This window comes from Roseovarius arcticus (genome assembly GCF_006125015.1).
Taxonomy (GTDB): domain Bacteria; phylum Pseudomonadota; class Alphaproteobacteria; order Rhodobacterales; family Rhodobacteraceae; genus Roseovarius; species Roseovarius arcticus.
The window spans coordinates 3486298-3498436 of the sequence record NZ_SZZN01000001.1; the positions used below are offsets into that span (position 1 = coordinate 3486298).

The 12139-nt window shown below is 60.1% G+C and carries 11 protein-coding genes; 5 read left to right on the forward strand and 6 right to left on the reverse strand.

All coding sequences use genetic code 11. The annotated features are described in order from the left end of the window. The first annotated feature begins 12 nt into the window (after nt 1-12). Nucleotides 13-1644 (forward strand): acyl-CoA dehydrogenase family protein, encoded by a 1632-nt coding sequence (locus tag MK6180000_RS16650; RefSeq protein WP_138935753.1) that lies wholly within the window; start codon nt 13-15, stop codon nt 1642-1644. Between the two features lie 156 nt (nt 1645-1800). On the opposite strand, the gene MK6180000_RS16655 is transcribed toward MK6180000_RS16650, so the two are convergent. Together MK6180000_RS16655 and MK6180000_RS16660 are read right to left on the reverse strand one after the other, a co-directional pair. After that, a complete protein-coding gene (locus MK6180000_RS16655) occupies nt 1801-2694 on the reverse strand; it encodes a fructose bisphosphate aldolase (RefSeq protein WP_138935754.1) in 894 nt (297 codons plus the stop codon). Between the two features lie 420 nt (nt 2695-3114). Continuing rightward, a complete protein-coding gene (locus tag MK6180000_RS16660) occupies nt 3115-4299 on the reverse strand; it encodes a phosphoglycerate kinase (RefSeq protein WP_138935755.1) in 1185 nt (394 codons plus the stop codon). A gap of 134 nt (nt 4300-4433) precedes the next feature. Between MK6180000_RS16660 and MK6180000_RS16665 the strand changes: the two genes are divergently transcribed. Genes MK6180000_RS16665 through MK6180000_RS16675 form a run of 3 tightly spaced genes read left to right on the forward strand, consistent with a single transcriptional unit; the run spans nt 4434 to nt 6296 of the window. Next, nucleotides 4434-4940: a peptidylprolyl isomerase gene (locus MK6180000_RS16665; RefSeq protein WP_138935756.1), complete on the forward strand. Its 507-nt coding sequence runs from the start codon at nt 4434-4436 to the stop codon at nt 4938-4940. Continuing rightward, nucleotides 4933-5484: a peptidylprolyl isomerase gene (locus MK6180000_RS16670; protein WP_138935757.1), complete on the forward strand. Its 552-nt coding sequence runs from the start codon at nt 4933-4935 to the stop codon at nt 5482-5484. Before MK6180000_RS16665 ends, MK6180000_RS16670 begins: the two co-directional genes overlap by 8 nt. A gap of 2 nt (nt 5485-5486) precedes the next feature. After that, nucleotides 5487-6296: a DUF4336 domain-containing protein gene (locus MK6180000_RS16675; RefSeq protein WP_246040559.1), complete on the forward strand. Its 810-nt coding sequence runs from the start codon at nt 5487-5489 to the stop codon at nt 6294-6296. Between the two features lie 257 nt (nt 6297-6553). Here the strand turns inward: MK6180000_RS16675 and MK6180000_RS16680 are convergent, their stop codons facing one another. Further along, nucleotides 6554-7489, reverse strand: coding sequence for a pirin family protein (locus MK6180000_RS16680; protein ID WP_138935759.1), 936 nt, complete (start codon nt 7487-7489; stop codon nt 6554-6556). A 184-nt stretch (nt 7490-7673) separates the two neighbouring features. On the opposite strand from MK6180000_RS16680, the gene MK6180000_RS16685 reads away from it, so the two are divergent. Continuing rightward, nucleotides 7674-9233 carry a VOC family protein gene (locus tag MK6180000_RS16685; protein WP_138935760.1) on the forward strand — a complete coding sequence of 520 codons (1560 nt, stop codon included), beginning with the start codon at nt 7674-7676 and terminating at the stop codon, nt 9231-9233. 134 nt (nt 9234-9367) lie between these two features. On the opposite strand, the gene MK6180000_RS16690 is transcribed toward MK6180000_RS16685, so the two are convergent. From MK6180000_RS16690 to MK6180000_RS16700, 3 genes are all read right to left on the reverse strand, one after another. Beyond that, nucleotides 9368-9907 carry an NADPH-dependent FMN reductase gene (locus MK6180000_RS16690; protein ID WP_138935761.1) on the reverse strand — a complete coding sequence of 180 codons (540 nt, stop codon included), beginning with the start codon at nt 9905-9907 and terminating at the stop codon, nt 9368-9370. Next, a complete protein-coding gene (locus MK6180000_RS16695; RefSeq protein WP_138935762.1) occupies nt 9904-11076 on the reverse strand; it encodes a low temperature requirement protein A in 1173 nt (390 codons plus the stop codon). Before MK6180000_RS16695 ends, MK6180000_RS16690 begins: the two co-directional genes overlap by 4 nt. A 107-nt stretch (nt 11077-11183) precedes the next feature. Beyond that, on the reverse strand, nt 11184-12125 hold the full coding sequence (locus MK6180000_RS16700; protein WP_138935763.1) for a ring-cleaving dioxygenase: 942 nt from the start codon (nt 12123-12125) through the stop codon (nt 11184-11186). Nucleotides 12126-12139 lie beyond the last annotated feature (14 nt).

Consider the following 12139-nt stretch of genomic DNA (forward strand, 5'->3'; position numbering starts at 1 on the left):
GGAGAGCCATCAATGCCCCACACCCGCAATAGCGCATCCAGCGGCCCCCATTCCGAGACCGACACACACGCTATTACAAACCAGCCCGCACCGCGCGGCGATCTGGATTTGTGGGCAGATGATCCGGCCCTACAAGATCACGCGTTGGATACGGATCACGACCACCTCGCGCTCTTTGGCCGCAAGATGGGGCGCATGGGCATGCGCGATGCCGGAATGGACGCAAACCGTCACCAGCCGGAGGCCCGTCTCTTTGACTCAGGCGGACGGCGGCTGGACGAAGTGGCGTATCACCCCGCCTACCACACGCTGATGCAGGCCGGTCTCGGCGCCGGATATGCTTCATTGCCTTGGGAGGGGGCAGAGGGCGGCCATGCCACCCACGCCGCGATGGTGTATCTGGCATCGCAGGTCGAGCCGGGTGTTTGTTGCCCAATGGCGATGACCTACGCCGCTGTCCCGGCACTGCGCGCGTCCAGCACCCTCTTTGATACGTGGGTGCCAAAACTGACCGCGCGCCTTTACGATCCAGCGGTAAAGCCGTTGGCACAGAAGGCTGCGGCGACCATGGGCATGGCGCTGACCGAAAAACATTGCGGCTCAGACCTAAGCCAGGCCTCCACCCGCGCAGTGCGTGACGGCGACGCATACCGTCTGCGCGGTCACAAGTGGTTCTGCTCGGCCCCAATGTCGGACGGATTGGTAACGCTGGCGCAGACAAATGGCGGGCTGACCGCATTTCTGGTGCCTCGCTGGCTGGACGGCACACGAAATGCGGTTCACATTCAACGGCTGAAGGACACGCTGGGCAACAAATCAAACGCCCTGGCCGAGATCGAATTTGCCGATGCGCTGGCGTATCCATTGGGCGATGAGGGTGACGGCCTGCGGCACATCATGACAATGATCCACCACACCCGCCTCGACACCGCCATCGCCCCCGCCGGGCTGATGCGCGCAGCATTGGGTGCAGCGCACCATTGGACGCAGCACCGCAGCACCGCTGAGGGAAGGCTGATCGACCAACCACTCATGCAGAGCGTTCTTGCCGATCTGGCCCTAGACTGGGAGGGGGCGCTGGCACTGGGCCTAGGGGTCGCCCGCGCTTTCGATGACACCACGGAACAGGGCCGCGCCTTTGCCCGCCTCGGCGTTGCGCTGGCGAAATTTCTAGGAAGCAAGCTGTGCCCCGTCGTTGTCGGCGAGGCAATGGAGTGCCTGGGAGGCACCGGATACATTGAGGAGAGCGGCCTGCCGATGCTCTACCGCGAGGCGCCGATGAACGGGATCTGGCAGGGGTCCGGCAACGTCATATGCCTCGACATTCTGCGCACATTGCGCGCCGTCCCGATGGCGGGCGAAGTTCTAAGTGATGCACTCGGTGCAGTCACAGGCGAGTTTCGCCGCTATGATGCGGCCCTTCGCGCGCACATGGAGCGCTTTCCCCGCCTCCCTGACGAGGCGCAGGCGCGCTGGTATGCAGACAGCCTCGCGACGCTGCTGACCGCGTCGGTCCTGATCCGGCAAGCGCCACCCGCGATCGCCGAGGCCTACATCGCCACCCGCCTGACCAGCGAGCGCGGCCGCACTCCCGGCGCGATCTCTGGTGTCGATACAGGCGCCATTCTTGCGCGGCTTGGCTGAAGGCGCTTCAGAAAAGAGATTTTTTGCCTTCGGCGAGGATATTTATCCGCAAGAAGAAAGCCTGCCCGGTCTTCTTGCAGTCAAGTATCCCGGAGGCAGAAATGGAAATCCAGTAGGGTTTTCCGCGAGGGGGGCTAGCCCCCCCGATTATGCAGCTTATCCTGCGATGGATGCGGAATGAATACTGTCAATCGTTGCACCTATCGTCTGGTTGAATTCGGCGTCGCTCTGATCTGCCGAAAGCCCTTCGGTCAGCGCGCGGCTAAAGCTGGCGACGATGCCGCTGTTTTGCGCCAGACGACGGTTCGCCTCGTCCCGTGAATAGCCGCCCGAGAGGGCAACGACGCGCAAGACTGCGGGGTGTCGGGTCAGCGGGTCATAGCAGCCAGCCTTTTCGGGAAGGGTCAGTTTCAGCATCACCTCGGTGCCCGTCGGTAGCGCGTCCAGATGGCGGGTGAGCGCGTCCAGCAGCAACGCTTCCGCTTCGGCCTTATCATTGATCGAAATGGTGACTTCAGGCTCTATGATAGGAATCAGGCCGTGAGCCAAAATCTGGCGGCCCACCTCAAATTGCTGCGCGACGATGGCCTCGATTCCAGTAGCCGAGGCCGCATCTATGACCGAGCGCATCTTAGTGCCAAAAATACCCGCCCTGGCCGCCCGCGCGCACAGCGCGTCTAGATCTGGCATCGGCTTCATCAGGCGCACGCCATCCGATGCGTGCTCCAGACCCTTGTCAACCTTTAGGAACGGCACGACTTCGCGCTCTTCCCACAGGTATTGCGCCGAGGGTTTGCCGCCTATTTCGCGGTCCATCGTCATCTCGAACAGGATTGCGCCAATAACTTTGGAGCCGTTGAAATCTGGCGCTTGGGCAATCCGCGCGCGCATAGCGTGGATTAGGTCAAACATTTCCGCCTCGGAGCTGTACGCATCCTCGGGCACGCCATAAAGCGCCAGCGCTTTGGGCGTCGAACCGCCGGATTGGTCCAACGCCGCAACAAAGCCGTTTCCGGCGCGGATTTTTTCGGCTTGGCGTTTATTGGTCATATCGGTCTGGCTCCACCCTTTTCGTTCGCGCCTCTGCACATAAGCGAGCGGCGCAGCCGTTGCAATTGTGGTGGCGCTAACGGCTGGCGGTGAAGGCGGCGAGAAGGTCAGACAGCGATAGCTCGCTTACTCGCAAGGGCTGCTGGTCGATATTCGCCGAAATTAAGACGGGTGGTTGCCTATCCTCCAACCAGCCGACATGCGGGCCTAACTTAGCAACACTCAGATCCGTCTCAAGCCTGCTCGCCGTGATTTGCTCTCCTCCTAGGCCGCGCAGCATCATCGCTACCTCGGCAGGCGCTCGCAATTCATTTGCACATCGTCCAGTGCCAGCAACGATCGCCTCTTTGATCGTACGGGCCAACTAATTGCAGCGCGGCCTAGCCTGAGCGACGATTGAAATCGCCCGCGGCCCGTGGATTAGCCCTTTAGGGCGGCGACACCGGGCAGATCCTTGCCCTCCATCCACTCTAGAAATGCGCCGCCCGCAGTCGAAATGTACGTGAATCCATCTGCCGCGCCGGCCCGGTTCAGTGCCGCGACTGTATCACCCCCGCCTGCGACTGAAATCAGCTTGCCCGCGCGGGTCAAGTCTGCAGCATGACGGGCGGCGGCATTGGTGGCTGCATCGAAAGGGGCGATCTCGAACGCGCCCAATGGGCCGTTCCAGATCAGTGTCTTCGCGTGGTCCAGCGCCTTCGCCACACGCGCGACGCTACGCGGCCCGGCATCCAGAATCATCGCGTCGTCGGGGCACAAATGCACAGCAACTGTTTCATTAGGGGCGTTCTCAGCAAACTCTCTCGCGACGACGATGTCGGCAGGCAGAATAATCTCGCAGCCCTTATCTGCCGCCTTCGACATGATCTCGCGGGCGGTTCCTGCCATGTCATGCTCACAAAGTGATTTGCCAACGCCCTGTCCTTGGGCGGCGAGGAAAGTATTCGCCATGCCGCCACCGATCACCAGACTGTCGACCTTTTCGACAAGGTTGCTCAGCAGGTCCAGCTTGGTTGAAACCTTGGCACCGCCGACAACGGCGACGACCGGGCGCTTGGGGTTGCTTAACGCCGCCTCCAGGGCCTGCAACTCGGCCTGCATCAGGCGGCCAGCGCAGGATGGCATCAGATGGGCAATGCCTGTGGTGCTAGCATGGGCACGGTGCGCGGCAGAGAACGCGTCGTTGCAATAAACATCGCCCAGCGCAGCCAGACGGGCGGCAAACTCCGCATCGTTGGCTTCCTCGCCGGGGTAGAATCGGATATTCTCCAGCAGGAGCACTTCGGCGGCGGTGGCCTCGGCTGTGATGTTTTCCGCGCCCTCCAGCGTCTCAATCAGGCGAACAGTGTGGCCCAGCGCAGCTTCCAGCGCAGGCAGAAGTGTTCGCAATGACAGATCCAGCACCACCTTGCCCTTGGGCCTGCCAAAATGTGCGATCAGCATGGGGCGTCCACCCTTTGCGAGGATGTCGTTCACAGTCGGCACGATCCGCGTCATGCGCGTGTCGTCGGTCACGCGCCCTGCCTCGACTGGCACGTTGATGTCCACACGAACCAGGACGCGCTTGCCGCTCAAGTCCATATCGTCGAGGGTTTTCCAGCTCATCCCGCCATCCTTGCCTTGCGAAGTCTGGCCCCTCTTGGCGCGCCAATGCAGGCAGGTCAAGACGGCCTGCTTGGCAACGCGCGCCCGAGCACCTAGATATCCTTGCGACGCATATCAAAAAAGGAGGCCCATCCATGGCCGAGATCAAAGACCCAGAAAACACCATCCTCATCGAGCTGAAAGACGGCACCGTCGCGATTGAGTTGCTGGCCGATGTCGCCCCCGGCCATTCTGAACGGATGAAGGAGTTGGCGCGCAGCGGCGCCTACGACAACGTGGCGTTTCACCGCGTCATCAACGATTTCATGGCCCAGACGGGCGACGTGCAGAACGGCAATATGGAAAAGGATTACAATCCGCGCGGCGCCGGAACCGGCGGCAGCGACCTGCCTAACCTGAAGGCCGAGTTCTCTAAAATCCCGCATGATCGCGGCACGTTGGGTGCAGCGCGCAGCCAAAGCCCCGACAGCGCGAACAGCCAGTTCTTTATCAACTTCAAGGACAACCATTTCCTGAACGGTCAATACACCGTCTACGGCCGTGTCATTCAGGGGATGGAGCACGTGGACGCCATCGCTAAGGGCGAGCCGCCCGCGAACCCCGACCGCATGATCAGTGTAAAGGTTGCCTCCGATGCGTAACCTACTGGCAGCCGCACTTCTGATGGCGACCGCCGCACCGGCGCTGGCCACAGGTCTCGAAATCGACATCGCGGGCGAGGCGAACGGTACAGTCACCATTGAGCTATTCGATGATGTTGCACCGGGCCACGTTGAGCGAATCAAAACCCTGGCAGAGCAGGGCGCCTATGACGGCGTCGTATTTCACCGCGTCATCAGTGGCTTCATGGCCCAGACGGGCGATGTGCAATACGGCAAGGTGGACGGCGATACCTCTGGTGCCGGGTCCGGCGGATCAGACATGCCCGACCTCAAGGCTGAATTTTCCGATCAGCCGTTCGAGGCTGGCGTCGTTGGCATGGCCCGCAGCCAAAGCCCCGATAGCGCGAATAGCCAGTTCTTTATCATGTTCGGCCCCGCGCCGCACTTGAACGGCCAGTACACAGTCGTCGGCAAAGTGATCGACGGCATGGACGTGGTGGAGAGCATCAAGCGCGGTACCGGCGGCAACGGCGCCGTCGCAGGCACCCCAGACGTTATGACCGCCGTTCGCGTCACGGACTGACGTTGACTGCACCGGACATCGCCACGGGCTATGAGCCACTAAACACGCTCAAGCCCGTGGCGGACCGCATTTGGCTCATCGACGGACCTGCCCAGCGTTTTTATGGGATGCCATTCTCGACGCGCTGTACTGTCTTGCAGCTTGAGAATGGCGATCTGTGGGTCCACTCGCCAACCCTGATGACAGGTGCCCTGCGCGCCGAGTTGGACAGCCTGGGACCCGTGAGGCACCTCATCGCACCCAACTGGATCCACTACGCGCATATTAGTGAATGGCACCGTGCCTATCCAGGCGCTGTCACCTACGCCGCGCCCGGCGTGGCGGCACGCGCCGCCTCAAAAGGGCTGATAATAACCTTTGATCACGATCTCGGACCCGAGGCCCCACCGCCGTGGCAGGGACAGATCGACCAGATGATTGTCGACGGCAGCAAGGTTCACCGCGAGGCTGTGTTCTTTCACCGCGCCTCGGCCACGCTGATTGTGACCGACCTCATCGAAAATTTTGAGACGGCCAAGCTACCGGTATGGATGCGCCCTCTTGCCTGGATCGCCGGGATCGACGACAGCGATGGCAAAATGCCGCCGGATATGCGTCTGACCTTTCGCAAGGGGCCGCTGGCCAATTCGGTTGAACGCATGATCGCCTGGCAGCCGCAGCGCCTTATCCTTGCTCATGGCCGCTGGTACGAACAGGGGGCCGTGGATGAATTGCGCCGCGCCTTTCGCCGTATCCTGCGCGACCGGGAATGGACGGGCGCGATGGATAGGATCGAGGCGGACCGCGCCCAAAACGGGCGCCGCGACGAGTAACCCTCGCGGCGCCGGTAATTGTCAATACGGGCGCCAACTTTAGGTGCGTTACGACAGCGCCAATGTCGGCTTTGAAGGTGCTGCAACGCAGAGATTACCACCCGTTTCGATGTGTTATATGGGCCAGAAACGCTGCCTGCAAAGGGCGGAGAGGCAGTCAGTCCCGATGTCTTCAATTTGAGCAAGGCGGACCTTGATTGAGAGCCCGAAATCCAAACTGCAATTCTAAAAAGGGCCCGATCCAATCACGGGCGCGTTCAATCTGGTAGCGGAATAAACTCATCCCGGTCATTTACGGGGAGGTCAAAGAGCCCTTCACCCCAACGGTTAGCACGCCATTCTTCTTTGGCGGTCTCGATTTTCTCACGGCTGGAGGCCACGAAATTCCACCAAATATGACGCGGCCCATTTAGCGTTGCACCGCCAAGGGCCATGAGCCGGGCACCCCGCGGTCCAGCCGAAACGGTGATTTTGTCGCCCGGGCGAAACACCATCATTTGCCCTGCTGCAAAATCTTGACCTGCGATGCTGACTGATCCTTGGGTGATGTATAGACCGCGATCTTCGTGATCTTCCGGCAGAGGGAACCGCGCGTCGGGGTCCAAAATGACGTCAAGGTAGAAGGTTTCGGAAAACATCGTTGCTGGGGCACTCTCGCCGTAGGCTGTGCCGAGGATCAGCTTGGCATTGATCCCTTTATCATAAATCTCTGGAATCGCTTCTTTGCCATGATGTTCGAAAATAGGGTCCATGTCTTCCATTTCGTCGGGCAACGCCATCCATGTCTGGATTCCAAATAGGGAGTGTGGCCCCTTGCGGCCCTCAACCGATGTGCGCTCAGAGTGGGTCACACCTTTGCCCGCAACCATCCAGTTCAGCGCGCCAGGGTGGATGATCTGGTCGGTGCCAATGCTGTCTCGGTGGTGGAAATCGCCCTGATAGAGATAGGTCACCGTGCCAAGACCAATATGGGGATGCGGGCGCACGTCGATCCCTTGTCCGGTGAGGAATTCAGCGGGTCCGGCCTGATCGAAAAAGATAAACGGCCCCACCATCTGTCGTTTGGGTGCAGGCAGGGCGCGCTTTACCTCGAACCCGCCAAGGTCGCGCGCACGGGGTATTATCAGGGTTTCGATGGCGTCCACCCCGATTTCATCAGGGCAACTGGGGGTCAGGGCGGGATTCCAACTCATAGCGTCCTCCTATCGGGTTGGCTAATTATGGATCTTCTCCGCCGAATTTGTAAACGGCGAGCTGTTCTGACTCAAAGAACGCGGTGTTCGTCACCCGGCGGTTCGGTTGATCCGGCAAAGCACATATTTCAGGGTGGAGGGGCGCCCATCGTATGTGCTGCGCATCAAAATGAAGGAGTCCAAGATGACCACCGGCATCCATCACGTCACCGGTATCACCGCCAATGTTCAGGCGAATGTGGATTTTTACGTCGGCTTTTTAGGGCTACGACTGGTTAAGCGCACGGGCGGCTTTGAGGATGCTGAGCAACTGCATCTGTTTTATGGCGACAGGGCAGGATCACCCGGCTCTCTCATCAGCTTTCTGGTTTGGGAAAGCGGTGCGCGCGGACGGGTCGGCCATGGGCAAGTGGCGGAGGTCGCTTTTGCCGTGCCGCCAATCAGCATGGGTGAATGGCTTACGCGCGCCATGGATGCGCGTGTTCCGGTCGAAGGGCCAAAGCGCGAAATGGGCGAGCCGGTGCTGCGCCTGAAAGATCCGGATGGTTTGATCGTCAAGCTGGTTGGCGTTGAAGGGCGCGCGGCGGCTCCGCTGACCGGTCCCCACGCACCGACGCGCCTTCGTGGCGTGACAATCCTGTCTGAGCGTCCTGATGAAACTGCGGGTTTTGTCGCCCTGTTCGGCTACCGGGAAATCGGCGCCGAGGGGGCAATCCGGCGGTTGGTGTCGGACCATGATGTGGTTGATGTACGCGACGTCTCCGGCTTTGTGCCCAGCGTTCCGGGTGCGGGGATTCTGGATCATGTGGCTTTCCGTGCGCCAGATGAGGAGGCTGTTCGCGCGATGCGGCTGTCGATGAAGAACGGTGCAGACGTGACAAATGTCCATGATCGCAAATACTTCCTTTCGCTCTATATGCGCGAGCCTGCCGGAACATTGATCGAATATGCCACTGACGCCCCCGGATTCGCAGTGGATGAGCCCATCAATCATCTGGGTGAAACCTTGTTCGTGCCGCCGAACGACACGGACCGGGCGCAAGACCTGAAACTGATGTTGCCGCAATTCGCCCTGCCTGGCGAGGAAAGGTTTCCCATGCGCGATTTGCCGTTTATCCACCGTTTCCACCGACCCGACCGCCCCGATGGCAGCACTATGGTGCTGTTGCACGGCTCCGGCGGCAATGAATCAGATATGATGCCGTTGGCCCATCGGATCAATCCGCGTGCAACTCTGCTGGGCGTGCGCGGACGATCGACCGAGGAAGGGATCAACCGCTGGTTCCGCCGTTTTGACGCGATGACCTACGACCAGGCTGACATCCGCGCTGAGGCGAAGGCCTTCGGTGCCTTTGTCGACGGCGCGGTCTCTGGCTATGGGCTGGATGCGGGGCGAATCGTTTTTCTTGGTTATTCAAATGGGGCCAATCTGCTGGGTGCGGTGATGCAATTACAACCCGGTACTATCTCACGCGCGATCCTGCTCCGGTCAGTGCAGGCGCTGGAAGACGCGCCAACAGCCGATCTTGCGGGTGCAAATGTGTTGATGCTGAACGGGGCCGATGATCCATTTGGTCGGATGGCCCCGGCGCTGGAACGCGCACTATGCGCGGGCGGCGCGACTGTAGATAGCCGCACCTTGGCCGCGGGCCATGAATTGACGCCAGAAGACGCAGACCGCGCGAAACGTTGGCTGTTGAAGGCGCTGCCACGCGAGCAAGCCGAAAGAGAAACGCATGTCTGATCCCGTCGGCGCAGATAGAGGAAAAGCCGCTGCCGATGAAATAGCTGCGGTCGCGGACCGATCTGGCCGTATTCTTTGGCAGCATCTGGCAGACGAGGAGGATGTAGTGAGTCCGCTGATCATCGCCGACCCGGTTAGAGCGCCTCAGAGAATCCGGTTAGAAATGCGAACAGTTGTTCACGGGTGGTTTCATCCACGAGGTTGCCGTCATCGTTGAACAGAGGCCCCGCCCGCGAGACGAGCAGCCGTCCCTCGACCCAAGGCCGCGTGCGCAGTGTGCGCAACACCGGCAGCCAGTGATCCTGCGCAAGCACCGTGCCAAACCCGCCGGGCGAGGCACCGATGACGGCGACAGGTTTTCCCACAAAGATTTCTAGGCCCGGCCCCCGTGACATCCAGTCGATGGCATTTTTGAACACGCCCGGAACGCCATTATTGTATTCCGGCGTGACCAGCAGCAGCGCATCGGCGGCTGCCAACTGATCCTGCAATGTCTTAACCGCCGGGGGTAGCCCAGATTCAGCTTCTTTGTCTGCGTCATAGAGAGGCACCTCGTGGATTGAGCCGATCTGGACCGTCACACCGTCTGGGGCGAGTTCAACCGCGGCGCGCAGCAGACCTGAGTTATAGGATGCGCGGCGCAAGCTGCCTGAAAGGCCGAGAATTGTGGTCATGAGATGCTTCCTCTTGATGATGCGTGGCTCAATCTGCGGCGGATCATGGCGGTTGCCACCAAGAACAATGCGATGAGCTCCAATGCCATTGGCGCGGTCAATGCGATAAGTAATGTTACACCCGCGACGACCAGCAGCATCCAGCGCCCTACGCCTTTCAGGCAAAACCGGTCGCGGATCAGCCAAAGTGTCGCCAGATAAATTGCGACGGACACTGCCGTTGCCAGTATCCCGATCTGCGGGCCGATATGCGCGGATTGATCCAGGGCGTGCGCCATAACGATCATGCCGGCACCGGCGGATGCCCCAGCAGCAAAAAGCGCAAAATGGCCGTAGCCCCACAACAGTGCCTGTCCTAATTCAGCGCTTACCAGATGGTCATCATCCGTGAAATAGACGCCCCAAAGTGAAAAGGCGATGATGGCTGACAGGACCGCCAGCCAGAGAAACTCCCGGTCGGGAAAGATGGCGTTGTTCTCAAGCTGGATCATCGCGGTGATCGCAATGAAGGTTTCGCCCAGAACGATGATGTTCAACAGACCGTAGCGTTCGATCAAATGATGGCGGTGCCATGCGGTGGCGCCGCTGCGTTCGGCAAGGGCGGGAACCACCAATTCCCCCACAACACCAACGACAAAGAGCGGCAGGTAAATCGCTGAATACGGCGGCACCAACACGACAAGTGCGATCCAGTAGACCTGCATCACGGTGATACCTCCGGCATAGCGCAATGCGGTCGTGCGGCGTTCGGGATCACCGTGTGCCGCGCCCAGCCAAAAAACCGCCATGCCAAGTCGCATCACGATGAACCCCAGTAGGGCCAGCCAAATACGTTCATGTGCGAAAACCGTCCCGATGCCTGCTGCAAGCATCAACGCGCCAAACATGACGACCATGGTGAGAATACGAAACGCCAAGGAGTTGTTGTCATAGGCCGAGGCGAACCACGTGTAGTTCATCCAGGCCCACCAGATCATGAAGAAACTACAGAGGAAGCCGATCACGCCCTGTATGGTATGGGCCTCTTCTATCGCATGTGCGAGGCCATGTGCGGCGGCGGCGATGGCGATAACCGAGGCAAGGTCAAACATCAGTTCCAGCGGTGTCGACGCGCGGTGTGTCTCGGCAGGATTGCGGGCGGGGAAGTGAAAGACGCTATTCAAAGTCATACCGATCTAAATGTGTCTTGAAGCTATATTCAATCTATTGGGTTTTGATATTTTGCATAGGCATCATCTATGGAAACAGGCCGCCGGGGTTTCCGGCGGCCAGAACATCAGTCCAACGGCTTCAGACCCGCTTCAATCTGCGCGCGTTTATCTTCGAGGAAGGGCGGTAGGGCGAGGCTCTCACCCAGCGCTTCCATCGGCTCGTCTACGGCAAAGCCCGGCCCGTCAGTTGCGATCTCGAACAGATTGCCGCCCGGTTCGCGGAAATACAGGCTGCGGAAGTAATACCGTTCGACCTCGCCGGAATTGGGAATTTTGAATTCGGCCAAGCGTTCTGCCCATGCATGGCTCGTATCCCTGTCCGGCGTTCGAAACGCTACGTGGTGCACCGCGCCTGCGCCTTGTCGGGCCGTCGGCAAATCGGGCTGAACGGCAACATGCAGTTCGCTTGCCGCACCGCCGGCGCCCATCTCAAAGACATGCACCTTCCCGCCGCCGTCCGGGCTGGCATAATCACGTGTCGGGCGCATGTTCAGAACCTGTGTCAGCACCGTATGCGTTGGGCCCAGGTCAGGCACCGAAATCGTGATTGGCCCCAGACCTCGGATCTGATGTTGCGCCGGCACTGGGCTGCGCTCCCACGGATGCGCGTCGCCCGCATCATCTGCGGTCAGTCGGAACCGCTGCCCCTCCGGATCATCAAAATCAAGCGTGGCGCGGCCATCGAGCGTGGTGATTTTGCCCTGTTTCAGTCCGTTGTCGGACAGACGTCCGGCCCAGAAATCAAGACTATCTTGGTTAACCCGCAGCCCGGTGCGGCTGATCGAACGGGTGCCGCGACGTTCCTGCGCCGCTGGCCAGTCAAAGAATGTCAGGTCTGTGCCCGGCGTTGCCTTTCCGTCGGCATAAAACAGGTGATAGGCGGATGTGTCGTCTTGATTAACGGTCTTTTTGACCAGACGCAGGCCCAGTATTTGAGTGTAGAACCGCTTGTTTGCCGCTGCGTCGGCGGTGATCGCTGTCAGATGGTGGATTCCAGTTAGGTCCATTTTGGCCCCCTTTC